Origin of the sequence: Bacillus sp. V59.32b, assembly GCF_003429085.1 — a bacterium.
GTDB lineage: Bacteria > Bacillota > Bacilli > Bacillales > DSM-1321 > Peribacillus.
The window spans coordinates 1-24,789 of sequence record NZ_QVTC01000044.1 but is presented as its reverse complement, the minus strand read 5'-3'; the positions used below and the strand labels follow the sequence as shown (position 1 = coordinate 24,789).

The window sequence follows — 24,789 nt, the reverse complement described above, 5'->3', positions numbered from 1 at the left end:
TCGAGGAGTCTCGCAGATTCCCTTCCCAAAAACAACATTATCGTTTAACAGAGCCATTAGAAAAAATCATTGCCTTCCGAATACCTCAGAAGGTAGTTACGGATGCTTGTCTGGCAAGTATTCGTAATTGGGTTCTGAATAACTCGTAACTAACAATATAACTACATGTTTCGATGTCTTTGTACATAATAGAGGGAAATTTTGATGATATCCCCTTCCGAATGTTTCGGAAGATGTTTATGAACCAAATTCCATACCTTCACTACGCTCTAATTTCTGAATACAGTTCCAATGCCCTTTGACATGTAATACCCCTTTATTCTAAGATACTACAATCATTCTTAAGCACCCTAAACAAATGAATAAGGGGAATGACTATATAAAGGAGAATTATCGCCTTATCATGTTTATCCAAAAAAGTTTGGGTTATTTAAAGATTAAACGTTCCATAATGAATAAGGTCTTCAATCGAAAACAGAAGGCTGACAGAAAGGATTGTATGAATGTATGAGTGAATTTGAGCGGGATGATCGCAACAAAAGAAAAAGCGGCAATAGAAAAATAATGACGGCCGCATTTATAGGTGCTGTCATTGGTGCGTTGATTATTTTCTTGGGTATGTCGCTTTTCGACGAGGAAACGGATCAGCAGGCAACTGACAAGACAGCGGCGACCAACGCCAGTGCTGAAGAAGGAAACAACGGAACCCCATCTGTCACCGGTGCCGTTGAACAAAGCATGGATTCGGTCGTGAGTGTCTTCAATTACAGAGGCGGCGATATTTGGGAAGGATCCGAACGTACTCAGGCCGGGTCCGGTTCAGGGGTGATTTATAAAAAGGAAAACGATAAAGCTTATGTCGTTACGAACCACCATGTTATTGCCGGGGCCAGCCAGATCGAAATCAGCTTAAGCAATCAGGAAAAAATACCTGCAGAACTGATGGGCTCAGATCCTTTATTGGATCTTGCCGTCCTGGAAGTGGATGCGGAGAAAATTGATAGCTTCATTAAAATGGGGAAATCAGATGACTTGAAACCAGGGGAGACGGTTATTGCGATCGGAAATCCGCTTGGTTTTTTACAGGGGACCGTGACGACCGGCGTGGTTAGTGCCGCTGAACGCACGATGCCGGTGGATGTCGATGAAAATGGGAGCGTCGATTGGGAATCCGAAGTGATCCAAACCGATGCATCGATCAATCCGGGTAATAGCGGCGGAGCCCTCATTGATTTACAAGGAGAACTGATTGGGATCAATTCATCCAAAATTGCCCTCGAAGCGGTCGAAGGAATCGGCTTTGCAATCCCGGTTGATATTGCAAAACCAATCCTTCAGGACCTTGAAGAGCATGGCGAGGTACGGCGTCCCCAGATTGGCATTTTCCCGATTTCGCTTTCAGAAATTCCTTCTCAATATTATGAACAGACGTTGAATTTGCCTGGAAATGTAAAAAGTGGTGTCGTAATCAGAGAAGTAGAACCTTCTTCACCGGCAGGGCAGGCGGGTTTAAGGCAGTTTGATGTGATAACCCGTTTGGATGATCAAGATATCAACAATGCCAGTCAACTCCGTAAATATCTTTATACCGAAAAGGAAATCGGTGATGAAGTGGAAGTCACCTACTACAGGGGCGGAGAAAAAAGAACGACAACCCTGCAACTATAGGCAAAACGAAATATGATTAATCATAAATAGGCACGAATCACAACGAGAGCTAGCCTCAGTTGGCTAGCTCTCGTTGTGATTCATTTTCTATTTAAGGCTCAACACTAATATGACGTGATCCCTCAAACGACAAAAACCAATAAAACAGTATAGATCAATAGTCCGGAGCAAAATGCCCAATAATTGCTCTCCCTTTCCTCCGGGAGCTCCTCTTTTAAAACATTCAACACAATGCTTCCTGCGAGAAAAGCAAATAAGAGACCAATGGTTTGCTCATTTATCGCCATTATCGCCCCTATCCCCCAACCAACAAGGACAGAAACAGAAAGCAACCAGCGTCCATATTGGTCATATATCTGTTCATGTGATTTGCGCAGGCCATGGTCATTTGATATAAAGTGGACAGAAAGGGCGAAGAAGTATAAAAACAAATCTGTGAAATCTTTGCCTCCCCCTCTAATTAACAAGTATCCAATTAATGCGTTATACAAGCAAAAAACCAATATATGAATCCAGAAGATACCCGCTTCCGTTCCGACATCTTTGCGTTTTCTTGACTTTCTCACCATTATTTCCAGCCCATAAAATACAGCAAGCCCCAGCATGGAGATTACATACACATGGTTTTCAAAAAATTTCAAAGCGTTGCCTGAGTCATTCAACTCCTCTTGATGCTTATGCAATTCAGGTAAAATATGGACAAACACATAGGCGACTGAAATTCCACCCGCTACCGAAAGCAGCTTCTTTCGTGGCATGGAACTAAATGATTTCATGTATCTAGAGGATAGGTGAACGATCGTTAAACCTACCGCGAATAAAAAACTCAGCCATTCTAGCACTTTGTTCACCCCTTCCCTTTTTCCATTCTATTCCCGTGGTGGACAAGGGCAAACGTTGTGGGTGATTCTGTGTATCTTTACTCCTGGCAACCTGGGCAAAAATATGACCGGCGTGAAGATATGAACACCTCCACAACAATCTGCCGCATCTTTTACATGGCTGGTTTTCGCAGGCATAATTTAATTGTTCGCTCAACACATTCGGTAGCGTTCGACTTCCGGAAGTTCAGCCATCTGTGAAGCCCCTTTAGAATCCTTTTTTCTTATTATTGATCTTGACCATTTATTTATGTGATCATGGTCCTTCGACGATTAATCTTTCAGGTAACAATTCACAGTCATAATTAGCTCGTAATAGGCTGAAATTATAATCGTTGCCTTTAACAACCTTGATAATTTTAAAAAAAGACGTTGACATATGAAAGGGTATTTATTATCACTTTGGAGTTTTTTAGATCCATTGTATTTTAGCTGCACTCGGCTTACTTATCTTCCAGAGAAAGAATCATTTCAAAATATTTTCAGGGTACGCCTTACCTGCTATAAAGGAAAGGATGTCTCCCTTTCAGATGGCACCCATATTAAAAAGAATGATACCTTGGTCAAAATTCATTTACACAATGCTAGATTGCTGAATGAATTAAAGCATATAAACAGTGAATTAAAGAAAGGAAAAATCATTTATCAAAGTGTCCAAAGGTCATTACCCGGAATTGAAGCTTTTATCCGTAACCACGAGTCTTCGAATCAAATCAAAGGAATCGTGGGAATCACCACTTTAAATAAAGTCTGTGATCGATTAGGGTTTGAAGTGGTCGATATTTCTCACCCTGTATACAAAAGGGTCAAATTGATTACTTTTTTACCGATCATGTGGCTGTCTCCTACTAATTCAAGCATCAGGAATATGGTAAAACAGAGCTCTCCCAGTTATTTGTTTATGTCCAAGGATACATTAACAAAACTGTATAAAATTTAAGCAAAAAAGGACCGCTACGGATAACAGTCCTACATCGCATATAATGATTTACTCTCGGTTGCTGGCAATGACAATTGATGCAACGTTATTTCAGGTCTGCTTCCAACCCGGATATTTACTCCGGTTTGACCTAATCCTTCATTAATATAAAAAGGCTTTTCATCATGGATGTGCATGCCTTTAATCATATTCATTCGGACAAGCTTCCCCATTTTGACAAGGTGATATGCCTTTGGATAACATATTTGGCCGCCATGAAAGTGGCCCGCCATCAAGTAATCAAAATGATATGGCTTCATGTCCAGAACGAGGTTTGGATCATGGGTTAGGACAAGGTTCATCCCATGTCCTATCCCTTTATAAGCATCCAAAAGATCGCTTCGCCCTGTACTGAAATCATCCACGCCAATGATATTAACCGGCATGCCTTGGACGTCAATGATGCTGTTCTCGTTTTTCATTACTTTAAAATCGTATTGTTCAAGCGTTTCTTGTAGTACTTGTAAATCTTCTTTCCTGAGCACGTAATCGTGATTGCCAAAGACCGCATATTTTCCGTATTTAACATCCAATTGGTTAAGCGCCTCTAGATACGGCACAAGCCTCGGAATTGAACGTTTACGATCGAGGAAATCCCCGGTAATGGCAATCAAGTCAATCTTTTCATCTTTTACTTTCTCATAGAGCTCAATAGGGGAAATTGAGATGTTTTCCAGATGCAGATCGGAAAGCTGAAGGATATTTAAAATAGGGGCATGTTCGTTTGTTTGATCGTGGTTTATTTGAATGCGGTTAATGATGATATCCTTTGTGTTTTTATAGGCTCTATTTATTAAATAATAAAATGCTATCAATAAAACTGCGGATAAAAAAAGGATCATGTACAAAACACCTCCAGCTACAATTATACATAAAAAAAGCCCTTAATCCTTCCGGTAATTAATGGAATGAATGTCTCGTCCAAAACAAGAAAAAATAACAGAAAAAGCAGTCATACTTGGAGCTGTCGCGATGAAGGAAAAGACCGTAAACAAATCCATCTTATTTTTACCATTTTTGCAAATCCCTTCAGGGCACCATCAAGTTGCCAAAGCCTTAATGGAGGGGATACAACAAAATCGTCCGGATATCCAATGTGAAAAGCTGGATATTCTTTCGTACAGCTTTGGAAAAATCGAGTCACTGGTATCGAATATATACATCAAATGGATTCATGCCTTTCCGGCACTGTACAGCCTGATTTACCGGAAATCGGTCTATAAAAACCTGGAAGAAAACAAGCGCTATAGACTATATGAAGTTCTTTTTTTGCCTTTTATGAGGAGATTGTTGAAGGAGAAGCAGCCTGATTTCATCATTTGTACTCACGCGCTGCCATCTTATATGTTAAATCATTTAAAGGAAAAGGAAGGGCTCATGATTCCGGTTATCAATACCTATACAGACTATTTCATTCATCGTTTCTGGGGTGTTCAGCATATCGACTATCATTTCGTTACCTCGCTTCAGATGAAAGAATATTTAAAGCAGAAAGGGATCCATGAGGATCGGATTTTTGTAACAGGCATCCCCATTCATCATAAAATTAACAAGCTTAATAAGCCTGAAAATCGCCTGAAGCAAGCCATTCCGTTAAACATTCTGATTACGGGAGGGAATCTCGGGGCTGGAACGATAGAAGAATTAGTGAACAAAATAAAGGCGGATAGTACGATTCATTTTTATGTACTATGTGGCACCAATGAAAGATTATATAGCCACCTGAAAAGCCTGGATAAAAACAACGTCACTCCTTTAAAATATATCGAATCCAAAGAAGAAATAAATGAACTATATGATCAGATGGACGCCGTTGTTACAAAACCGGGCGGGGTGACAATAAGCGAATGTCTTTTTAAACGAAAACCTATTTTTATTTACCATGCTTTGCCCGGACAAGAGGAAATCAATTTGGAAACACTTGAAGAATTGGGAGTCATCTTTCCTTTAAAGCAGTGGAAAGATGAGGAATTCTCGTTAAATGACTGGCTATCCAGCTTTTTTCAAGACAGCGTTCGTCTTGATGATTACCAAAGCCGAATCTCCACCTATCATCAGCAACTTGCCACAGAAGCACCTTCAAAAATCGTTTTGGATTTATTGGAAAGTAAAAAGGAGCGGACCTAAAGTCGGCTCCTTTACACTATGCATTTACGTTTTTACGTTATTTCAAAACCCGCTTAGCCCCTGCATACCTATCCTTCCAATACTTTAATGACATCGAATTTACCTTTACGCCTGTTGAAGTAGCGCCAATAAATTGGCCTTTTCCCACATAAATCCCTACAAAAGAAACCTGTTTCCCGCCTGTTTTATAAAAAACTAAATCTCCTTGTTGCAGGGACTTTTGGCTAACGGCTACCCCTTTTTTAAATTGGTCCTTTGAGGTTCGCGGCAAAGTAACTTTTGCTGAATTTTTAAATACATACTGGGTAAATCCTGAAGCATCGAAGCCCTTTGAAGTTGTTCCTCCCCATTTATAAGGTTTGCCTTTTAAGCTATTTCCGTAGGTAACAACTTTCTGACCGGATGATGAAGTGGCTGCTGAGGCTTTGTCGGACAGTGGTGAGAATAATAATGCGAATGCTAAGGTAATCACTGCTGCAATGATGACAAACCATTTTGAAATCCTTAATGAAACACCCATGAATACTCCCCCTACAATTGTTTGAATTTTTCTTACATAATTTAAACGTTTAATAAGCGGGGAAAGTTACATGAATTTAATGAGTTTCCATCACCAAAAACAACTAAATTTCGCAGAGTCTGAATATGCCTATAAAGCACAAAAAAAGAAGGCTTTTAGCCTCCTGGATTTATTCCTGAATCTGTGGATTTCTTAACAAATACGCTCTTCCTTGATCAGATAAAAAATCATAGGAAGATGACAAGACGGACCAGCAGTCATGACAATATTGGTTTTCTGGTGACGTATACTCGATTTCCTTGGTTCGCTTGCAAATCGAACAGATCATGGGCATTCTCCTTCTTCTTTTATATATAAGTATGCCCTTGGATCGCTTATTTAAACAACTATCATGTGTTAAACATACTTAAAGAATACTTTTTCGCCATCATTTCCAAAATTTTTACTCCAGCCACGCTGTTGCCCTTTTCGTCGAGTGCTGCACCGTAAATCCCAATGCCGCACTTGCCTGGTACTGCTCCCATGATTCCTCCGGATACCCCGCTTTTTGCAGGGATTCCAACGTTGATCGCAAACTCGCCTGAGGCATTATACATTCCACAGGTAACCATGAACGTTTTACAAATGCGCGCAATGTTCCCGGGGATGATTTGCTTATCCGTTAATACGTCTTTGCCATTCATGGCCAGAACACAGCCTATTCGCGCCAAGTCATTGCTGTCCATTTCAATCGCGCATTGTTTAGTATACAAATCGATCAGCTCTTCTACATCCTCATTAATGACGTTATGCTGCTTTAAAAAGTAACATAGGGAACGGTTCAAGTCGGCTGTCTTGTATTCGGAACGGGCGACCTCTTCGTTAAAATGGATACCGTTATTTTGGGTTAAGTCCCGGATAAATTGTAAAATCCGCTCGAACCGCTCGTTCACGCTTCCACCTTGAATCATATGCGTCACAGTCAAAGCACCGGCATTGATCATCGGGTTTAATGGCTTCGAAGGTCTATTTGTCTCAAGCTTAGCAATCGAATTAAACGGATCCCCTGTTGGCTCCTTTCCAACATAGGAAAATACATAATCTTCGCCCCTGTCCATTAAAGCAAGGGCAAGGGTCAACACCTTGGAAATACTTTGCAGGGTCAATTTATCACTCGTATCGCCTGCACAGTAGCCGCTCCCGTCCGGATAGTAAATCGCCACCGATAGGTCGTTTGCCTTCGCTTTTTTAAGAGCTGGTATATAATCGGCGACTTCTCCTTCTTTTGTGTAGGTTTTTGCTTCATCAACAAGCTGCTGCAATTCGTCATTGGACTTACATCCCATTTTACTCATCCTTTGCCTAATGATAGTCCTAACCAAAGACTACTATGATCTATTATGTATTTACCTTTTCCTATAGAAAGGGTTTGCAAACATCTTCAGTCGAATCCCTTTCGAATAGATGGTTAAATATCTACTTTTTGTTGAATAATAGCAAAAGATATTTTGAATCGCGAGGGGTAGTATGGAATCTATTTTAACAACGTCATTACGGACTTTAATCGGTTTCTTCTTATTGCTCTTCCTGACACGAATCCTCGGTAAGAAGCAGATAAGCCAACTGACCTTTTTTACATACATAACAGGAATTGCGCTGGGAAATATCGCAGGAGATATGGTTGTCCACAGGGATATCAAAATAATCGATGGTGTTACCGGCCTTAGTCTCTGGACTGTTTTCGATTATGCGATTCTTGAGCCGAACGGGCAGCTAAGCGTGCTGAAAAAGGAAGAGCATGAGTCTACCATTCGAAAAGATTTTCATATACAAACGATTCCCCGCCTGTATCTCCCGACCGAGCTTGTCGTCGATGGCAAAGCTATTCCGAGGAATCTAGCAGAACTAAACAAAAGTGAAACCTGGCTGATTAACCAGTTGCAAATGAAGGGCATAAAATCGATGGATGAAATTTTATACGCAGAATTGCAAGCAGATGGCACTATCCATATCGATAAAAAGAAATAGGCAAATAGAAAAAGACATTCAACTTTTCTGAATGTCTTAATGCTTGGCAGATAAGCAAGCAGAACACAGGTTAAGTGCGCCACGTCCTCGAAAATCTTTCAAGGAACGTCGGAACGTCGGCTAAAACCTGCCACGTCCTTATGTCTTACACCGACGCCAGCGCATCCTGCGCTAGTGATGTATCGCTGATGAAATCGTTTCTTATCCTGTGGGCCTAACTACGCCTTTGACTTCGCCCTTCAGGCTTGCCAATCGGCGAGTTTTTTTTACTTATTCTTCTTCTGGATCAGTAAGAATTTTTATCGTTTTTAACCCGATATTCAATTTATAATTCAAGTCCCAGTTGCTTGCCAGGATTTCTATTTCGTTTTCCTGTGTAATAAACCTCATGACTACGTCACTGTCCATATCCATGACTGCGTATGAATTTGCTTTATTGCAATAAATATCATACGACTTATGGCCAACTAATGTCCAGCCATGTAATAATTCATGACTCTTTGTTTCCATAAATAGCACCTCAATTCAATCCTTTACTTCATTTATCGGATTGAACTTTCATGTTTTTAACCTTAACCATTCAATGTACCTGTATTCATTTTAGTAGTTAATCAAGATGAAAGTAAAAATAAACGTAACTATCATCAATAATAGCGTATATGAATGATCATTTAAAAACTGTTTAAGGTTAAGCATTCCAGGAGCCTCCTACCTATTTATATTAATAGGTATGCAGGCTTCCCAAGAATTATGTTTTACTTAAAGTTTGTTTTCTATCGTGTCAATAATATCGTCTATGGTATCTGAAACATCGTTAGTGCGTCTGGCAATTGAAATACTGAACTCAAGTAACTCTTTATATGTGGCGATAGGGATGACCGTGTTTGTTTTTTCATATTCATTAAGCTGCAGGCCAATGTTCTGTAGAATCATTAATACTTCTTCCATAGATCCTTTTTCTATTTTATACATCTTATTTCCCCCTAACACTGTATTACTATATTTATCGGGGATTTCAGAAAATAATGCAATGGAAATTTTTACCCTGCATCCCATATCACCTTTAAAATCATGTCGTTTCACGTATAAACCCGTATATCAATCCTTATAATTGTCGAAACAATAGGAACATTTTCTGCTAAACCTCATGACTAATCTCTTCCGCGTATCTCCGTAATTTCCTCTCTGCGATAAGAAATTTCTACTTTATCTCCAATTTGGTAATCAAGATACTTATCACAATCCAAAATCAGTATCCTATCATTGCTGAATTTCATGGCACAGGTCGGATTGCTACCGGTGGCTTTTACTTCCACGACTTCATTCGAGGTGATTCCAGTAACCTTGCCGGTTCCGTTCGGTGAGTAATATTTTTCGACGACTTCCGCTTCCCGCGTAAACGCGCCCGAACTACCCAGCCAAATGATTAACAACCCGATTAAAACTGCCAGTAAAATGAGTAGCATGAAGATTTTTCTTTTTATTAAGTCCATTGGCTTCTCCTCTTTAGTCGCTTCATATCTATTAATGTATGAATGTAATGATAGATTTATGACCGGATGATTGAATCACAGCTTCAATTCAAGTCTCTCCAGTAGTACTTTATACACCTGAAATACTAGTTATAAACACATCTTGCCCCTCCTTTTTACTGAGGGGCAAGATGTGTTAACGCGGCTGGGCGACCTTGCCGGCAAAGGCTGAGCGATAGATCGCTCTAATGTCTTCTTCTCTTAATTCCTGGGGACTTCTAGCCAATAGCCGTTTTTGTTTTGCGCCATCCTCTGTCAGTTTTTCAAGGGCTTCTTCCGGAATCCCGAATTCTCCTAATGTACCGGGTATCCCGACATCTTCGACCATTCTTTTCAGCTCTTCCACACATCTAATGCTCGCTTCTTCCTCAGACAGGTTGCTGGCATTGCCACCTAATGCATTCAAAATATCTGCCATCTTTTTCGTGCAGCTGTTCCGGATGTATCCCATTACATAAGGCAAAAGGACCGCGTTTGAATCACCATGGGCGAGATGAAATTGTCCGCCCAGCGGATAAGCCAGCGCATGAACACCGGCAACTCCCGCATTAAAGAAAGCAAGTCCGGCCATGTAACTGCCCTCACTCATATCGATGCGGGCCTGCTGATCACTACCATCCTTGACCGCTTTTCGAATCGAACGGCTGATCAGACGGATAGCCTGAAGTGACAGCCCTTCCGTCGTCGGGCTCGCGTTCACCGATACATAAGCTTCGATGGCATGTGTCAAAGCATCGATTCCTGTCGCCGCTGTTACCTTTGCCGGTACGGAAACCGTAAGTTCGGGATCGACAATCGCCGCGTCAGCGAGTAAATAATCATGGGCAATGACATCCTTTGTGCTTTCCAATGAAAGCACGGAAATGTTCGTCACTTCCGATCCAGTGCCTGCCGTTGTCGGAATCAGAATCTTCGGAAGCCCTTTTTGATTGATTTGTTTCGTACCGGATAAGTTTAAATAATCAGCGACTTTGCCATCATGAACGGCCAATACCGCAGCAAGCTTTGCCAAATCTAGCGCACTGCCGCCCCCAAGGCCAATCACTAATTCAATTTGCTGCTGTTTTATGTAGGCAACCAATTTTTCTCCAACCTCGAGAGGCGGCTCAGGTACTACGTCCGTATATACCGTAACCTCGAATCCCTCTTCTTCGAGCGGTATTTTCACCCTGTCTGTCAATCCGATCGATTCTAGAGCCGGATCGGTGATCAGCAAAATTTTAACAGCATCATATTTTTTCACGACAGGAACGAGCTGCTGCAAAGCACCCCATCCTACATAGCTTAACGGGTTGAAAACTAACGTGTTGACTGGCATTTCGATACCTCCCATATCCTCTTGAAAGACTTTTTCTCTATTTTCTATTTCGAGAAACTCCGTGAAAATCCTGTTATGTATAAAGAAAACTCGTCGATTTAAGGAGAAGACAGACACGTAGTTGACCTTATGCAGAGAGGAAAGTTTTAGACATTCCTCTCTATGAAAAAGACGCCCGGCAACAGCCAGGCGTCTTTGATGCGTTTTGAGGCGAAGGACCGTTTGGCCACATCCAAACGAAGCTTGTCCTTCGACTTACACAAATTAGCTCATCGCTACGTAAATATAGCATGGGCTAAAGCGAAATACAACCATTTAATCTCATAGACGATTGTCCAAATTTTTGTAGTACGGCCCGTGATTTCTGAATAAGATGGTACGAGACTACCCGTACATATTAAATGAGGTGAAATAATGAGCGCATTAATCGGTTATATTTTTTTAGGATTATCACTCGCCGCTCCAATCGGTCCCATCAATGCAGCCCAGCTAGACCAAGGAATTAAGAATGGATTTTGGAATGCTTGGATACTAGGACTTGGAGCTGCATTGGCTGATGCCATTTACATGGCGCTCGTTTACCTGGGGGTGGTTCATTTTCTGGAAACGCCCTTTATGAAAACATTCCTCTGGCTGTTTGGCTTCTTCGTGCTCACATATACCGGCATTGAAAGCGTGATCAGCGCCGGTAAACTATCAGCAAATGAAATGAGGAATAAAGAGTCCTTGTCCAAATCATTCTTTTCGGGGTTTTTTATGTCGATATCGAACCCACTTACCATTCTTTTTTGGCTTGGCATCTTCGGGTCGGTGATGGCCAATGCCTCTGCAAAATATGACTTCAATCATCTGTTGCTCATTTGCGCGGCCATTTTTCTCGGGATTGTCATCTGGGATATATCCATGGCATTCATGGCAAGCATAGCAAGGAAGTATTTAACCCCTTCCCTTCTTAAAATGATTTCATTGCTTTCCGGCTTATCCCTCGTAGGGTTTGGCTTCTATTTTGGCATTCAGGCGGCAAAGGTTTTCTTCTCCTGATTTCTTCATGTTTTGCTCGTTTTCCATCTTCGGCTCATAATTAACGTCGCAGCAGCAATGATAACAAGAAATCCGATGGAGATAAATAAGCCCGGTCTGCTTGTTTTTTCAAAAAGCGTTCCCGAGATGGCCAGCCAGATGAACAGAAGACTAATTAGCCCTTTGATGTTGTCTGCTGGTTTTAGTTTCATCAGTTTTTTAAAAGAAAATAAGATTAGTGTCCATGTATATAAAAGCATTAAACCCGCAGCTGTGGTAATATGTTCATAAATTTTTTCCGGCAACAGCAAGGACATGATAATGGAAAACGCAAGGCCGCCTGCTGTCACTCCAAGCGCAGGTAGCGAGACTTTATATTTGCCTTTTTTGGCGAATACCTTTGGCGCATCCCCAGTTTCGGACAGCGTTACAAGTAGATTCGTCACCGCAAATAAAGAGGCTGCCATCGTCGAAAAACCGGCAATGATCAAGATTGCGTTAAACGCATGCGGCACGAACGATAAATGATAATCAGCAAGCGCGATAACAAATGGGCTTTCTTTCGTATTGAACCTGGTCCAGGGGACTAACAGGACAGCGAGCCCGACCGCTAAGAGATAGATGGTTGCCAAAAGCGAAAGCATTACCTTTCCTGCCTTTGGCCCGTCTTTCGGATCCTTTAACTCGTTCGCCATCATGCCCATGATTTCAATTCCGCCAAAGGTATAAAAAGCAAAAATTAAAGCAGACCAAAGCCCTGTCATCCCGTTAGGAAAAAACGATTGAAAATCCAATGACAAATCCGGCTTTTTTCCATGGTACCCAAATATTCCAAACAAGGCCAAAGCGGCAATTACGATAAACATGAGAATACCGAGCACTTTAATGACCGCCATCACATTTTCTACCTTTTCAAAACCATTTGTGCCGATGAAAACGACAATCAAGCCCAGCACGGCATAAACCGTTGCCAGCATCCATAATGGCAGATGCGGAAACCAGAAACGGGTAAATAATCCTAATGCGGTAAGCTGGCTACCCGTGATTAATATCTCGGCAGACCAGTACATCCAGCCGTTGCTAAACCCCGCCCATCTACCAAACGCATGATTGGCATATGCGCAAAAAGAACCTTTTTCTGGATGTTCCGCCGTTAGTCGGGCAAGCGCATCAAACACAACATAAGTGGAAAATGCGGCAATAATGAAGGCAATAAGAATCGATGGGCCGGCTGTTTTAATTCCGATACCCGTACCAAGGAAGAAACCTGTTCCGATGATGCAGCCGACTCCTAAAAGTGATAGCTGCCACCACTTTAAATTCCCTTTTTCAGACACGGAGGCCTGGTCTTTTCTGGATGCCATTTCACTTTCTCCCCCTAAATCACAATTTTCCCTTAGTGTTAGGAGAAGTGAAGCGGAATATGTACAGGTAAGATGTCTGAATTTTATCGAGGTATCCGGTTATGATATTCACTGTATATCTTTAAAAACTGATAATCAAAAACCGGCAAAAATGCCGGTCCATTAAAATTAACCTATAACGCCATCGTCATTCTCGTTAATTCATCAGACGAAACGGTGACCTGTTCAATGGCGTCGCTGATTCCTTCGAGAATTTCTCTTAATTGATTTACTTCTCCGGAAATACTTACATTTTGTTCCTTTACACCGCCCATTGAATCGACGATCTCAGAGAAAAATTCGCTCGTCTCCCGTGTTTCGATCGCACTTTGTTTTACGTCTTCATTCACTTGAGTGATCGATGAATGGACAGCACTGGAATAACTGCTGATGCCGCCGATCAGTTTTGATACTTCGGATACAGAATCCTTTGTGTTCTCGGCAAGCTTACGAACTTCCCCGGCAACGACCGCAAAGCCTTTTCCATGCTCTCCTGCTCTTGCAGCTTCAATGGCAGCGTTTAAAGCGAGTAAATTCGTTTGATCGGCAATCGAAGTAACCATGGCCACGATGGAATCAATTTGCTTTGAGGTATCCGTTAACTGTTTCATATCCGCAGAGATCTTCTCCATGTTCTGCTGTGTACCCTTCATCACTTCTTCAATCTTCTTCAGCCTCATTGAGCCATCCCTTGATTTGGTTTCAGCGTTTAGGGCTGCCTCTGATCCTTTTTCTGTGAACGAGTGGATTTCATTTATTTTCGCGACAATTTCTTGTGCGCCTGCGCTTGTCTGTTCACTGATTGCCGCAAGATCTTCCGCATTCCGGTTCACATTCTTCCTAAGTTCTTCTTTTTCATTTTCAGCGATTTGCCTTATCCGTTCGTTTTCCTGCTCATAAGCCTCTAAGACGAGTTGTTGTTCCAGGCTTAAGATTTTGGTTACGGCCAGCACCGCTTCCTGGTATTCTTTAATCTCCTGATATGCTGGTGTTATCGTTTCGATTAAGCTGTTTAACAAGTCCTGAAAAGCCGCCAAATACCATTTTGGCTGTAATCCGATTCTAACGTGGACATGGGCGATGATGTTTCTCTGTTTAATAAAGCCATCATTTAGTTGCCCGCTGAACATCTCATAGATATGCTTATGCAAGGTGGTTTTTAACCGATTGACAGTGCTGTTGTCGGTAATGATACTCATTAATGAAGGTTCGTGTTCAAGATTTTTATAGAAGTTTCCCACAAGTACTTCCAGATGTTCCTTCACCAAAGGCTGGAGGGACCGGATGATGCATAAATCCCGGTTTGTCAAACCAATCATTTTAATTTGGGTTTGGACATCCGGGTAATCCTGTAATTGCATATGTACCTTATTGCTGAACTGGTCATACTTTTTTTCCTCGATGTTTTTGCTTCTCGTTAAAAGGCTTTTCATGCAGTCACCATTCCCCTAAAGTTTTTCTAGATGTAGGTTCAACCTAAATCCATTTTTTTGAATTATAGTAAAATAACTTACAGAGATTATATCGGCGTCCGAAATAATTTTTTAACCTTTATTATCATAAAAAACATGTTCAACATGGATGGTATCGGTAATGTACATCAGCCCATAAGAAAACCTGGGCTGACGTCTTTTATCCGTCGGTGAACCGGGATTTAATAAGAGAACCCCATCCATTTCTTTCTTCACTGGTATATGGGAATGGCCAAAGATGATCATGTCCATATGTTCGTCTTTAAATGCATCTATTGCTCTCTTTTCAGTCGTCCCTTTCTTACCATGGCCATGGACAACGCCGATCCTTTTGCCGTTTAGCTCTAAAATGATTTTCTCTCCAAATTTTTCTTTTATATCGGTCCCATCGACATTCCCGCTGACTCCTTCGACCGTTGTGTATTGTGAGAGCTCATCATATACATCCAGGGTTTGCCAGTCTCCGGCATGGATAATCAAGTCAGCACCCTTAAGTCCTTCAACCAGGCTGTCCGGGAGTTTCTTTGCCATTTTTGGCATATGGGTATCAGAAATAATTACGATTTTCATCGCCCCCCTCCTCCATTGTCTTTTTAAGGATTTTACCCTGATTAGGACAAAGAAACCTTATAATATTCATTTGACGATTACGATTCCCTTTTCTATACTGGTTGAAGCGACTTCTTAGAAATAGGTGGATTTTATGGACTTTTCGATTACATTTTTATCCTTTTATGTCATTCAGGTCGACGGCAAAGGTGAACAAGCTGATAAACGATTTAAGCATTTCCAGACTCTTGATACCGGAGATTACGAAAACAGCCCGTTGAAGGAATTTCTTGACGGAGAACTTATGAAAATTTCAAAGCGTAAGGTCGACCGCCATCCAAAAGCCGAGCAGGTCCCTACCAAAATCGGCCACTTTATTGTGGAAGAAGGCCATGAGCTTGATTCCAATCCTAATTATAATCTGTTCAATCGGGTCCGTCTTGCCGAAACGAAGGAAGCCTTCCATGAAGAAAGCGAACAATTCGTTCGCTCCTATCTTGATACGAGTGCCGTCCGGGGCGGTGTCTTTTTAGTTGCAGCGGCTAAGCTGACAAAGTATTTTGATGAGCCGTTCGTCTTTATCATGAAATGTGATTTTGAACCAAAGGTTGCATCGATATCCGATGAATCTTCACTGATTCGGAATGTTGAAATGGCGATTACCACAAAAAATATGAAATCGATCCAATACCCATACATGCCAGAAGAAGGAATGGTTGAAGATGGTGAACTGAAAATCCACCAGGCTTCCCATGCCCGCTACTTTGAGGACTTTCTGAAATTCGTCGAATACGGCGAATCGATGCCGGAAATTATGAAAGCCCAGGTCATGAACATGGTGCAGGAGCATGTGTATGAAACGTTCGAGGATAACAGCGAGGAACTGAAGCAGTTTGAAGAAGACTTGGAAATCTGGGAAGCGAGTGAGAAACGGGAAATCCGTGAACGCCTTGATACGAATCAGGTAGTTGAAGCAGTTGCCCAGATTGTAGAACATACGCCTGAAGCTCAGTTAAAGATGAAGCTCGGTGAAACCGAAATCAAAGGACTGCTCGGTAGCTTTGGCGACACCATTCATCTAGGCAAAATTAACGGAAAATACATTCTCCTCGTTGAAGCCGATTCAATTACGTTTGAAAGAGGAGTTTCTCCGATTGAGTTTCATAAGCCAGATGAATTGCAACGGGTAATCGAGAAAATTCGTAAGAAAGGTATGGATGGTAGTTAGACCAGTTTATCCTTAATGGCTTTAAGGATTTTTAAAGCATGCTGATTTTCTTTGCTCATCTTTGTTTCACCTTTGTATACGGTAACTTTCTTGTGATCTTTTTCGTTCTCGTTTTTAGAATTTTTCTTCCAAAACATAACGATCCCCCATCTAAGCCGTTTTATGTATTATATGCAAAAAACGGTGGGAGAATACAATAAAAGACAAAGTGAAAATGTCCACTTTGTCTTTTATTGGTTTGATATATAAGTGAGTGCTTTTTTGTTCAACTCATGTACTTTTTTCGATAGCTTGCTCGTTGATTTTTCAGAAAGATGCGTCACTTTATGGCCGGAAGAAGAGTTTCTCTTTGCTGAAGACTCTGGCCTGCTGTTTGTAGTTCTATTGCTTCTTTTTATCGTCGTCATAAAAACTCCCTCCTGTTCCATTGTTTTGTATATATCCATTATACCACTAAATTACCTATATGAATCGAATAGATAAACTAAATTTGCAATATGAACCCCATCTACCTCTAATAACGTTCCTTTATCATTTTTCAGTACGACGATTATATTTCTATTTTCCAAATAAATAGGAATGATCATGCTGTCGTTTTCAACCATTGATATGATTTCAGAGTTGTATACTGCGTCAATATACTCGTCTATCTCTTTATAATTAAAGTCGAAATTATGAATACGGTCGATCTTGATCAATTCTGTTTTAATTTTATCCTTAATTTCGCTTTCATTTTCATGAAAGAATGTTGGGAATTCTCTGATATGGACCTTTAATCCAAACTCGTCACTATATTGCTCTAAATAGGTTTCTAAACCCTTCGCATATTCTCGTTGATTTTCCGGTATTTGCAAATCTTCAAAATATAGATCGGATTTTTGGATCAGGACGGACATATATCCTACTTTCGCAACCATGCTTTTTTGGATTTTATCATTTTTCTTAATCATCTCTTCAAGAAATTCGCTGCCATTTTGAAACTCGGTTCTCCAAATTTTCAATATGCTTGGCGTCATTAAAACGGATAAATCAATAAAAACGGTAAGTGCGGTTACAGTCACAATAAATAGCCAATCATTTAAGTCTACTCTGCCAGAAATGATTCCCAATCCAAGCGTCAAAATAAAAAGGACATACAAGGTTTTCCGTAAAAGCTTCAGATAAATTCCATAATTCAATGGCTTAATGATCGCAAACAACCATGTGAAAACTACGTATACTATTAGAACCCCAAAATATGTATTTAGAAACATAGCCATCCCCTCAAGAATCTCATTTCTCTAAACTTTCAAGAATATCCTCATTCTTGTAAATGAGTTTATTTTGCTCTTTGTCATAATAATAGATTTTTACTACTTTCTGTGAATCATATGTTCACCTCACGTTTTTTCATTTCTTCAACATCGAAAAACTTCTTATCATCGACCCAACAAACATGAGTCCGGCACCGCCTAATATCATAACGAGAAAAGTCGTCCTATCTACAAGGTCTAAAGGATACAGTATACTGCCTATAATCAAAATCGCTCCTACCGCTGATAAAATCCAACCGAATTTTTTCATGCTGCACCTTCCTTTCATAAATATTTTGTCACTGCCTTTATTAGCCCTATTCTTGAGCATCTATTTCTTAATTTTAGCATTTTTCAACACGCAATAGTGGATTAAATGAACATACTAAAAAAGCGAAAGGCCCTCATCCATTGCCTTTCGCTTAAATCGAATTTTGTGCTATCTTCGTTACTAGCACAAAATTAATCAACACTCTCAAAGGCTGGAGGATAGCCAACCTTCCCTTTTATATCCTTCAACGATCCATTCTTCAGCTCGCAAACCATGAAAACCTCATTCGGCACAGGGAAAGGAGATTCTATACCTTTCTCTATCGAGGGGATGAAACCGAATTTCGGATAAAAAGTTGGATGTCCGAAAACAACGACATGTTCAAAACCCATTTCTTTGCAGGCCTTCAAACCTCCTTTAACCAAAGCTGAGCCCATCCCTTGATTCTGGTATTCGGGCTAACAGCCATCGCGCCAACCCAAGCGTCGGAACCTTTTCCATGCCCATATCGATATAAATGGTGCTGAAAAGAATGTGCCCAATCAGTTCTCCATCCTCCGTTTCAGCTACCAGCGAAAACCCAGCAATGAATTCTTCAGACTTGCGAATCGCCGAAATTAATTTGGATTCATTTTCCTGGCCGAATGGTATATCGTTTACTTCTTTTATGGAAGCAACATATTCACATGCTCCGCCCTTATGTTAACTTTCATTTGCCTCACCTTCTACTCAATTTTCGCAGGTAAAAAGGGGACTCACAGGTGAAGTCCCCTTTTCTCTATCCATTAAAACGACTTAAATCTTCTCAACAAGCACAAGATGGAAGTCGCCAACCTGGTTTTCTTTATAAAGGTCGGTTACCGATGTGTAATAATTTAAGATGGTTCCCTCGAATGCTAGCTCTTTTTCCGGCACTTTCACATCGAATGTGCCTTTATACAGCAATGTGGTGATATCGTGATATTCACTGCTCTTCACCTTAAATTCAAAGCTGATTTGGCGTGCCCCTGTTTTTTCAGCAACTTCTTCCTGATAGTTAGTTACTTTAATCACTGTCTCATCTAACATGACTTCGTTAACCAAATCTCATCTCTCCTAAGCGAGCTTCTATTTATAAAACAGAAGAAGCTGTCGATTTGTCCTTATAAGTGATATTTCACGACTCATCATTCATTATAGTCCACAACATAAGAAAGTGATAATTTAGTGCCTCTTTCACAATTTTACCATAATAGCATTTACATCTTTCAGACAAGTATACGAAATATTAACACTAAAGCCATTTTAATAGGAGCCCACAATGAAAAAAATAGTCATAGTCATTGTATTCATGTTCTCCCTTCAACCTTTGGCAACTCAAGCAGATAACGATGTCCAAGCCGCCTTTATCAGGGAAGGTAATCTTTGGACAAAAATCCATTCACGTGAACAACAAATTACAACTCAGGGAAAGATTGAATATCCACCGCAATGGTCGCATGACGGAAAGTGGATACTTTATCAGATAATGGTATCGGATTACCACCATGAAATATGGGTCTACAACATGGGAAGCAAGAAGCACAAAAGAATCTTTGAACAAGGCTCGAACCCAAAATGGTCGCCTGCCAAAAACATCATTGCTTTTAACGACGGTGGAGGATTAAGTATATCTGATCTAAAAGGATTCCGGAATGTTGCCAGTGGTGTCGACAATTATGAATGGCAACCGGATGGAAAAGGATTGATTATTTCTTCTGCCGCTAATTTGCGTCCGGACGGCTGGACAAATCCGGTTCTTTATAAAATACCTGTTCACCAGAGTTTAGATATGCCAGTGAAAGAATTCTTTGTCATCCCTAAAACGTTGGAAAAAGGAGATAACAAAATAATCTCGATTAATGCAGGCGATTTTGCCTTTTCGCCGGATCAAAAGTGGATGTCATTCATTGTTTCTCCGACCGCTTCATGGTCGATGGATAGCAATATGCTCTGTGTCCTTTCAAGCGTTGGAAAAGATTTTACGGTTCTCGATGAAGTGATTACCCATGTGACACCCCCTAAATGGGCACATACCAAAAACATACTGGCTTATATAGCCGGTGGAGGCAGAATAGTCTTTGGCTTTAAAAATAAGAAGCTGAACACAGCCGATTTCCCGGCCTTTACAAAAGCGGAGCTGACACCGGCCGGGTTTGCCGACTTCGGGTTTACCTGGGTCGATGACCTACGGTTTGTCGTTTCACGGGTGAAAGAAGCCGAATGGTCCAATGATCCTGAAGAGCGCCCATCTCCTTCGCTATATAAAATGTCCTTATCCGGCGAAACGCAAAAGAAAATCACCGACCCGCCTAAAGGATTTGGAGATGAAAAGCCTGTCTTTACTGCTCATGTACTCACTTGGCTTCGGATAAGCAACGACTTCTCTAAAAGTGATGTATGGATAGCCGACCAGGAAGGGTATGGAGCCAAAGCATGGATAAAAAACGTAAGCAGCTATTCCCTTTTTCATAAATAGCGCAGCTTACCTCACCGTCCGGGTTTCATTAAACGATTTAGCGATGTAGATAAAACCGAATACACTTATCAATGTAAATATCCAGCTAATGATCTGCCGATAAATAATTCCATGATCGAACGCCTCTACCCCATATCTTTGAATTAAAAATACCCTAATCATTGAAAAAACAACTTCTTTAAAGGCAAATAACAAAGTAATGCCTTGAAAGACCCGAAAAATATGTTTTTGATAAAAAATATCCTTCGTGATAGACCGGTCGTTCCCCCGCATTTCAACAAGATCCAGCGATAAAAGCAGTGCGGCCGGCCGATTTATGAGGATGGTTGCCATATAAAAAACAGCCATGCCAATAGAGAAGAAAACATTATTCCAAAGCAGCTGCATCGCAGAGCCTGCGAGAAAATCCATAAGTGTACCGATAATCAGTGTGCTAAGGATAAAAATTCCGGTAAAATTCACCTTCCTGATTTCATAAAAACGGTAAATGCTATAGAGAATTCCCGGTATAGAGGATACCAGCATCGAGTTATAATCCCCGATATATGCCCTGCCCACGTTCCAAACAAGCAGCGGGAGTACCAGGTAAAACAAGAGATCCAATAAAATAATATACTTTTTCATTTCTCCCCTTACCTTCTTTCTCTAAAACTCAAAAATTATATAGGCTTATCCTATACGTATGTCTTCCGTCTCTTTTCATTCTATTTCCCCTTATATTATAATAAAATTGTCTTAATCTTAAAAATACTTCTTACATTATATTAGTATCGGGGAGGTCTTTCATTGTCAGGTCAAAAAGCCGTTTGGTTTCCTAAGGAAGAATATATAAAAGAAACGAGAATGTATAAATGGATGACAAAGCTTGGATTTTCCGATTATGATTCTTTTTATGACAAATCCATTGAGGATATATCCTGGTTTTGGAACGAAGCCGTAAAAGAACTCGATATATCATGGAATCGGCCTTTCGAAAAAACGATTGATCTGTCTAAAAGCTTGAAATATCCGGAATGGTTTATCGGCGGGAAGATGAACATCGTCGAGAATGCAGTCGATAAGTGGGCCGCAAATGAGGAGACTAAGTACCTTAACGCGATCATCTGGGAAGGCGATGACGGAAAGCAGACCGTTTTCACTTTTGAACAGCTAAGCCGTGAAGTTTCTAAAGCAGCCTCCGGCCTTGCCTCAATCGGTATCAAACAAGGGGATGTCGTGACACTTTATTTGCCGATGATTCCCGAAACCGTTATCTCCATACTAGCCATCGCAAAAATCGGCGCGATATTTTCGCCTGCCTTTTCCGGTTATGGAGCCGATGCAGTCGCAACCCGCATCAATGCAGCCGGATCAAAAGTATTAATAACCGCTGATGGTTATTATCGCCGCGGCAAAATGATCATGATGAAAGAAGAGGCAGACCGCGCAGTTGCCATGTCCCCTGCTATCGAACAGGTCATCGTGGTCGAACGAATAGGACAAGATGTGCCATGGGATGCGAAACGTGATATGAAGTGGACTGATCTGACAAAAAATGAAAGCACTTTCAAAAACATTGATACAAATGCAAATGATCCCTTCATGCTTATATATACATCAGGGACGACCGGCAAACCGAAAGGAACCGTCCATACACATGCTGGCTTCCCCTTGAAAGCCGCTTTTGATGCGGGGATTTGTATGGATGTTAAGCAAGGCGATACCTTTTTCTGGTTTACCGATATGGGCTGGATGATGGGGCCGTTCCTCGTTTTTGGCGGGCTTGTCAATGGTGCGTGCATCCTATTATATGAAGGTACCCCTGATTATCCTGAACCTGATCGGCTTTGGCAGCTTGTAAAAAAGCATTCCGTAACCCAGCTAGGTATTTCCCCTACCCTGATTCGCGGCTTAATGAAGCATGGCACCGACTGGGTGGATAAGCACGATTTATCTTCACTAAGAACGATCGGTTCCACTGGAGAACCGTGGAATCCAGATCCTTGGGTTTGGCTGTTTGAAAAAGTCGGCAAAAAACAAATCCCGATCATGAATTACTCCGGGGGTACGGAAATTTCCGGCGGGATTTTAGGAAACGTGTTATTGAAGCCGATATCCTCCGTGACATTCAATTCCCCCATCCCCGGGATGGACGTCCATGTCTATGATGAAAATGCCTCCCCAGTTATCAATCAGGTTGGCGAACTGGTAATCTTACAGCCATGGGTCGGCATGACAAACGGGTTTTGGAATGAAAACGAACGCTATGAAAGCACCTATTGGAGCAGATGGGATGACACATGGGTACATGGTGACTGGGTGATCAAGGATGAGGATGGATTTTGGACGATCACCGGGCGTTCGGATGATATTTTGAATATCGCCGGAAAACGTCTAGGCCCAGCTGAATTGGAATCCGCACTTGTGGAGCATGAATCAGTCGTTGAAGCGGCAACAATCGGCGTGCCGGATGAGGTAAAAGGCGAAGCGGCCGTTTGCTTTGCAGTCCTAAGGCCGGGTATAAAGGCAGACGAAACGCTTAAACAGGAGCTTTACCAGCTGGTCGTCAAGCATCTCGGCAAATCCCTGAAGCCGAAGGAAGTTCACTTTATAGCTGTGCTCCCAAAGACAAGGAACGGAAAGGTGATGCGCCGGGTAATAAAAGCCGCTTATCTGAATCAGCCGACCGGGGATGTATCTTCTCTTGAAAACCCTGCAGCGCTCAAGGAAATTAGCAAGCTCGGTGAAGGGACAGTAACATCTTAAAGAAGTCTTTAATCTTACAACTTAAAGCCTGCTGCTTAACATCGCGCAGCAGGCTTTAAGTTGCTATTGAGGAATATTTCTCTTCGGTTCGATCATATCATCAACAATTTCAGCCAACCCTTCCTCCAGAAGGATGTCTTCTATAGTTAATCCTTGAGGTAAAGAATCATCCCCCCATAACATAAAATCCTCTCCACACCCGGAGTTTGTGACCATAAAATCAGAGTACGAGTACTCATATCCATCCCCTGATGTAGTACCGGAACCACCCAAATAGATGCACTTTTCGTCGATTTTTTCTTTATTGCCTTCTTTATCTTCATAAAAATATTTGTTCTCGATTATGCCTTCACCCTGGGACAGCCGTGTAATTCCGTAACCCTTTTCATTGATTTCGATAACATTGTAGTTTCCGATTTTTTCTGGTTGTGGCGCGTATTTAATATTATAGAGAACTTGAATTTGACCTGTATAACCCGCAGGGATGATATAATATTCATTTGTTTTTTCTTCGAATTCTGTTGCGAAGGACATGGACCCGTATACGCTCAGGCAAGCAAAGCCTAACAGGGTCAATCCATTTAAAAGAACGATTTTCTTATCAAATTTTTCTCGCATTATTTTTTGGATCTCATCCATCAGGAAAAATAACAAAGCTGAACCAACCGCCCATACAGTTAGTTCACTGAGAAAAAAGATCGTAATAAACCCAAAGAAAATATGTATAAAAGCAGCCGCAATAAAACGATAGCGATTTAACTTTTTTGTTAGGATATCTGACAAATAGGAAACCGGAATGCCGTACACAAGATTTCCTACCGATGCATACATTAAAACAATTAATGTGTAAATGGCCGAATTCAAACCACCTAATCCTGCCGCTATCAGAAAATATACAAATCCAAGAATAAGTGTGGAGAATAAAGCTGAAATTAACTTCCTAACGATTGACTTCAATGAAAAGAGCCCCTTTTAGTAAGAGAATGAGATTGGTATATTGTTATATGAATTATTTCATCATGCAGCCATCCATCCCACTCCTCTATGGCATGGAAAGTTTTGGTTGTTCTTTTTATATAAGGTTCATCACCATAACTGGTGGTTTAATAATGATTAACGTAATATCTCAGTTAATTTTTACAACAAAGTTGATTGGCGAGGATATGCGAGACTCCTCGAAAATGCATACGCATTTTCTCGTGCGGTGCCTATTCATGGATGATGATTCAACGTCCTGCGGGAAAAGCAGGCCAGTTAACGGAACGTCGACTAAGATCTGC

General features: G+C 41.1%; 27 protein-coding genes and 1 pseudogene. 8 read left to right on the top strand and 20 right to left on the bottom strand.

The genetic code is table 11. The annotated features are described in order from the left end of the window. The first annotated feature begins 507 nt into the window (after window positions 1–507). Window positions 508–1,668, top strand: a complete 1,161-nt coding sequence (locus D0463_RS10885) for a S1C family serine protease (RefSeq protein ID WP_117307436.1) — start codon at window positions 508–510, stop codon at window positions 1,666–1,668. 122 nt (window positions 1,669–1,790) lie between these two features. On the opposite strand, the gene D0463_RS10880 is transcribed toward D0463_RS10885, so the two are convergent. Then, window positions 1,791–2,510, bottom strand: coding sequence for a hypothetical protein (locus tag D0463_RS10880; protein ID WP_117307435.1), 720 nt, complete (start codon window positions 2,508–2,510; stop codon window positions 1,791–1,793). A gap of 418 nt (window positions 2,511–2,928) precedes the next feature. Here D0463_RS10880 and D0463_RS10875 point away from each other — a divergent pair, with 418 nt between their 5' ends. Beyond that, on the top strand, window positions 2,929–3,489 hold the full coding sequence (locus D0463_RS10875; protein ID WP_117307434.1) for a YkoP family protein: 561 nt from the start codon (window positions 2,929–2,931) through the stop codon (window positions 3,487–3,489). A gap of 29 nt (window positions 3,490–3,518) precedes the next feature. On the opposite strand, the gene D0463_RS10870 is transcribed toward D0463_RS10875, so the two are convergent. After that, window positions 3,519–4,370: a metallophosphoesterase gene (locus D0463_RS10870; RefSeq protein ID WP_117307433.1), complete on the bottom strand. Its 852-nt coding sequence runs from the start codon at window positions 4,368–4,370 to the stop codon at window positions 3,519–3,521. Window positions 4,371–4,500: 130 nt separating this feature from the next. On the opposite strand from D0463_RS10870, the gene D0463_RS10865 reads away from it, so the two are divergent. After that, the gene (locus D0463_RS10865) at window positions 4,501–5,655 is read left to right on the top strand and encodes an MGDG synthase family glycosyltransferase (protein WP_117307432.1); all 1,155 of its coding nucleotides are present in this window, start codon (window positions 4,501–4,503) and stop codon (window positions 5,653–5,655) included. A 37-nt stretch (window positions 5,656–5,692) separates the two neighbouring features. Here the strand turns inward: D0463_RS10865 and D0463_RS10860 are convergent, their stop codons facing one another. Both D0463_RS10860 and glsA read right to left on the bottom strand, forming a co-directional pair. After that, window positions 5,693–6,175, bottom strand: coding sequence for a C40 family peptidase (locus D0463_RS10860; protein ID WP_117307431.1), 483 nt, complete (start codon window positions 6,173–6,175; stop codon window positions 5,693–5,695). 389 nt (window positions 6,176–6,564) lie between these two features. After that, window positions 6,565–7,500: a glutaminase A gene (gene glsA, locus D0463_RS10855; RefSeq protein ID WP_117307430.1), complete on the bottom strand. Its 936-nt coding sequence runs from the start codon at window positions 7,498–7,500 to the stop codon at window positions 6,565–6,567. A 181-nt stretch (window positions 7,501–7,681) separates the two neighbouring features. Between glsA and D0463_RS10850 the strand changes: the two genes are divergently transcribed. Further along, the gene (locus D0463_RS10850; RefSeq protein ID WP_117307429.1) at window positions 7,682–8,182 is read left to right on the top strand and encodes a YetF domain-containing protein; all 501 of its coding nucleotides are present in this window, start codon (window positions 7,682–7,684) and stop codon (window positions 8,180–8,182) included. Between the two features lie 270 nt (window positions 8,183–8,452). On the opposite strand, the gene D0463_RS10845 is transcribed toward D0463_RS10850, so the two are convergent. The 4 genes from D0463_RS10845 to D0463_RS10830 all read right to left on the bottom strand — a co-directional run bounded on the left by D0463_RS10845 (window position 8,453) and on the right by D0463_RS10830 (window position 11,032). Beyond that, window positions 8,453–8,692: a hypothetical protein gene (locus D0463_RS10845; RefSeq protein ID WP_117307428.1), complete on the bottom strand. Its 240-nt coding sequence runs from the start codon at window positions 8,690–8,692 to the stop codon at window positions 8,453–8,455. Window positions 8,693–8,941: 249 nt separating this feature from the next. Beyond that, complete coding sequence (locus D0463_RS10840) at window positions 8,942–9,265, bottom strand: hypothetical protein (RefSeq protein ID WP_254052771.1); 324 nt, start codon at window positions 9,263–9,265, stop codon at window positions 8,942–8,944. A 68-nt stretch (window positions 9,266–9,333) separates the two neighbouring features. Further along, the gene (locus D0463_RS10835; RefSeq protein ID WP_117307426.1) at window positions 9,334–9,675 is read right to left on the bottom strand and encodes a hypothetical protein; all 342 of its coding nucleotides are present in this window, start codon (window positions 9,673–9,675) and stop codon (window positions 9,334–9,336) included. Between the two features lie 175 nt (window positions 9,676–9,850). Next, a complete protein-coding gene (locus D0463_RS10830) occupies window positions 9,851–11,032 on the bottom strand; it encodes an iron-containing alcohol dehydrogenase (RefSeq protein WP_117307425.1) in 1,182 nt (393 codons plus the stop codon). A gap of 414 nt (window positions 11,033–11,446) precedes the next feature. Between D0463_RS10830 and D0463_RS10825 the strand changes: the two genes are divergently transcribed. Further along, window positions 11,447–12,073: a LysE family transporter gene (locus D0463_RS10825; RefSeq protein WP_117307424.1), complete on the top strand. Its 627-nt coding sequence runs from the start codon at window positions 11,447–11,449 to the stop codon at window positions 12,071–12,073. Window positions 12,074–12,078: 5 nt separating this feature from the next. Here the strand turns inward: D0463_RS10825 and D0463_RS10820 are convergent, their stop codons facing one another. From D0463_RS10820 to D0463_RS10810, 4 genes and pseudogenes are all read right to left on the bottom strand, one after another. Beyond that, window positions 12,079–13,416, bottom strand: coding sequence for an amino acid permease (locus D0463_RS10820; RefSeq protein ID WP_117307423.1), 1,338 nt, complete (start codon window positions 13,414–13,416; stop codon window positions 12,079–12,081). A gap of 173 nt (window positions 13,417–13,589) precedes the next feature. Continuing rightward, a complete protein-coding gene (locus tag D0463_RS20425; protein ID WP_483295733.1) occupies window positions 13,590–14,087 on the bottom strand; it encodes a methyl-accepting chemotaxis protein in 498 nt (165 codons plus the stop codon). A gap of 261 nt (window positions 14,088–14,348) precedes the next feature. Next, window positions 14,349–14,816, bottom strand: a pseudogene (locus D0463_RS20420) (protoglobin domain-containing protein); the annotation flags it as partial. Window positions 14,817–14,999: 183 nt separating this feature from the next. Next, window positions 15,000–15,497 (bottom strand): metallophosphoesterase family protein, encoded by a 498-nt coding sequence (locus D0463_RS10810; RefSeq protein ID WP_117307421.1) that lies wholly within the window; start codon window positions 15,495–15,497, stop codon window positions 15,000–15,002. A gap of 133 nt (window positions 15,498–15,630) precedes the next feature. Here D0463_RS10810 and D0463_RS10805 point away from each other — a divergent pair, with 133 nt between their 5' ends. Next, window positions 15,631–16,704 carry a DUF3900 domain-containing protein gene (locus tag D0463_RS10805; protein ID WP_117307420.1) on the top strand — a complete coding sequence of 358 codons (1,074 nt, stop codon included), beginning with the start codon at window positions 15,631–15,633 and terminating at the stop codon, window positions 16,702–16,704. On the opposite strand, the gene D0463_RS19405 is transcribed toward D0463_RS10805, so the two are convergent. The 6 genes from D0463_RS19405 to D0463_RS10790 form a co-directional block, all read right to left on the bottom strand. Then, a complete protein-coding gene (locus tag D0463_RS19405; protein ID WP_160118411.1) occupies window positions 16,701–16,841 on the bottom strand; it encodes a hypothetical protein in 141 nt (46 codons plus the stop codon). The two genes, D0463_RS10805 and D0463_RS19405, sit on opposite strands and share 4 nt — an antisense overlap. Before the next feature lie 93 nt (window positions 16,842–16,934). Beyond that, the gene (locus tag D0463_RS19400) at window positions 16,935–17,111 is read right to left on the bottom strand and encodes a hypothetical protein (RefSeq protein ID WP_160118410.1); all 177 of its coding nucleotides are present in this window, start codon (window positions 17,109–17,111) and stop codon (window positions 16,935–16,937) included. Window positions 17,112–17,162: 51 nt separating this feature from the next. Further along, window positions 17,163–17,957, bottom strand: coding sequence for a type II toxin-antitoxin system SpoIISA family toxin (locus D0463_RS10800; RefSeq protein WP_160118409.1), 795 nt, complete (start codon window positions 17,955–17,957; stop codon window positions 17,163–17,165). A gap of 136 nt (window positions 17,958–18,093) precedes the next feature. Beyond that, entirely contained in the window at window positions 18,094–18,267 is a 174-nt protein-coding gene (locus tag D0463_RS19605) for a hypothetical protein (RefSeq protein ID WP_174234316.1), read from the bottom strand. Window positions 18,268–18,458: 191 nt separating this feature from the next. After that, window positions 18,459–18,692 carry a GNAT family N-acetyltransferase gene (locus D0463_RS19690; RefSeq protein ID WP_216824896.1) on the bottom strand — a complete coding sequence of 78 codons (234 nt, stop codon included), beginning with the start codon at window positions 18,690–18,692 and terminating at the stop codon, window positions 18,459–18,461. A gap of 370 nt (window positions 18,693–19,062) precedes the next feature. After that, complete coding sequence (locus tag D0463_RS10790; protein WP_117307418.1) at window positions 19,063–19,350, bottom strand: DUF3219 family protein; 288 nt, start codon at window positions 19,348–19,350, stop codon at window positions 19,063–19,065. A gap of 217 nt (window positions 19,351–19,567) precedes the next feature. On the opposite strand from D0463_RS10790, the gene D0463_RS10785 reads away from it, so the two are divergent. Further along, window positions 19,568–20,764 carry a TolB family protein gene (locus D0463_RS10785; RefSeq protein WP_117307417.1) on the top strand — a complete coding sequence of 399 codons (1,197 nt, stop codon included), beginning with the start codon at window positions 19,568–19,570 and terminating at the stop codon, window positions 20,762–20,764. A 6-nt stretch (window positions 20,765–20,770) separates the two neighbouring features. Here D0463_RS10785 and D0463_RS10780 read toward each other — a convergent pair whose 3' ends face one another. After that, window positions 20,771–21,388, bottom strand: a complete 618-nt coding sequence (locus D0463_RS10780) for a VC0807 family protein (protein ID WP_117307416.1) — start codon at window positions 21,386–21,388, stop codon at window positions 20,771–20,773. 219 nt (window positions 21,389–21,607) lie between these two features. Between D0463_RS10780 and D0463_RS10775 the strand changes: the two genes are divergently transcribed. Next, window positions 21,608–23,509, top strand: coding sequence for an AMP-binding protein (locus D0463_RS10775; RefSeq protein WP_117307437.1), 1,902 nt, complete (start codon window positions 21,608–21,610; stop codon window positions 23,507–23,509). A 63-nt stretch (window positions 23,510–23,572) separates the two neighbouring features. Here D0463_RS10775 and D0463_RS10770 read toward each other — a convergent pair whose 3' ends face one another. Continuing rightward, entirely contained in the window at window positions 23,573–24,466 is an 894-nt protein-coding gene (locus D0463_RS10770; RefSeq protein WP_117307415.1) for a DUF6843 domain-containing protein, read from the bottom strand. Between the last annotated feature and the right edge of the window lie 323 nt (window positions 24,467–24,789).

What these genes read in the sequence shown, in the direction of transcription:
- D0463_RS10885 (WP_117307436.1), top strand. Translation starts at nt 508, where the DNA reads ATGAGTGAATTTGAGCGGGATGATCGCAACAAAAGAAAAAGCGGCAAT.
- D0463_RS10875 (WP_117307434.1), top strand. Translation starts at nt 2,929, where the DNA reads ATGAAAGGGTATTTATTATCACTTTGGAGTTTTTTAGATCCATTGTAT.
- D0463_RS10870 (WP_117307433.1), bottom strand. Translation starts at nt 4,370, where the DNA reads ATGATCCTTTTTTTATCCGCAGTTTTATTGATAGCATTTTATTATTTA.
- D0463_RS10865 (WP_117307432.1), top strand. Translation starts at nt 4,501, where the DNA reads ATGAAGGAAAAGACCGTAAACAAATCCATCTTATTTTTACCATTTTTG.
- D0463_RS10860 (WP_117307431.1), bottom strand. Translation starts at nt 6,175, where the DNA reads ATGGGTGTTTCATTAAGGATTTCAAAATGGTTTGTCATCATTGCAGCA.
- glsA (WP_117307430.1), bottom strand. Translation starts at nt 7,500, where the DNA reads ATGGGATGTAAGTCCAATGACGAATTGCAGCAGCTTGTTGATGAAGCA.
- D0463_RS10850 (WP_117307429.1), top strand. Translation starts at nt 7,682, where the DNA reads ATGGAATCTATTTTAACAACGTCATTACGGACTTTAATCGGTTTCTTC.
- D0463_RS10845 (WP_117307428.1), bottom strand. Translation starts at nt 8,692, where the DNA reads ATGGAAACAAAGAGTCATGAATTATTACATGGCTGGACATTAGTTGGC.
- D0463_RS10835 (WP_117307426.1), bottom strand. Translation starts at nt 9,675, where the DNA reads ATGGACTTAATAAAAAGAAAAATCTTCATGCTACTCATTTTACTGGCA.
- D0463_RS10830 (WP_117307425.1), bottom strand. Translation starts at nt 11,032, where the DNA reads ATGCCAGTCAACACGTTAGTTTTCAACCCGTTAAGCTATGTAGGATGG.
- D0463_RS10825 (WP_117307424.1), top strand. Translation starts at nt 11,447, where the DNA reads ATGAGCGCATTAATCGGTTATATTTTTTTAGGATTATCACTCGCCGCT.
- D0463_RS10820 (WP_117307423.1), bottom strand. Translation starts at nt 13,416, where the DNA reads ATGGCATCCAGAAAAGACCAGGCCTCCGTGTCTGAAAAAGGGAATTTA.
- D0463_RS20425 (WP_483295733.1), bottom strand. Translation starts at nt 14,087, where the DNA reads ATGGAGAAGATCTCTGCGGATATGAAACAGTTAACGGATACCTCAAAG.
- D0463_RS10810 (WP_117307421.1), bottom strand. Translation starts at nt 15,497, where the DNA reads ATGAAAATCGTAATTATTTCTGATACCCATATGCCAAAAATGGCAAAG.
- D0463_RS10805 (WP_117307420.1), top strand. Translation starts at nt 15,631, where the DNA reads ATGGACTTTTCGATTACATTTTTATCCTTTTATGTCATTCAGGTCGAC.
- D0463_RS19405 (WP_160118411.1), bottom strand. Translation starts at nt 16,841, where the DNA reads ATGTTTTGGAAGAAAAATTCTAAAAACGAGAACGAAAAAGATCACAAG.
- D0463_RS19400 (WP_160118410.1), bottom strand. Translation starts at nt 17,111, where the DNA reads ATGACGACGATAAAAAGAAGCAATAGAACTACAAACAGCAGGCCAGAG.
- D0463_RS10800 (WP_160118409.1), bottom strand. Translation starts at nt 17,957, where the DNA reads ATGTTTCTAAATACATATTTTGGGGTTCTAATAGTATACGTAGTTTTC.
- D0463_RS19605 (WP_174234316.1), bottom strand. Translation starts at nt 18,267, where the DNA reads ATGAAAAAATTCGGTTGGATTTTATCAGCGGTAGGAGCGATTTTGATT.
- D0463_RS10785 (WP_117307417.1), top strand. Translation starts at nt 19,568, where the DNA reads ATGAAAAAAATAGTCATAGTCATTGTATTCATGTTCTCCCTTCAACCT.
- D0463_RS10780 (WP_117307416.1), bottom strand. Translation starts at nt 21,388, where the DNA reads ATGAAAAAGTATATTATTTTATTGGATCTCTTGTTTTACCTGGTACTC.
- D0463_RS10775 (WP_117307437.1), top strand. Translation starts at nt 21,608, where the DNA reads ATGTATAAATGGATGACAAAGCTTGGATTTTCCGATTATGATTCTTTT.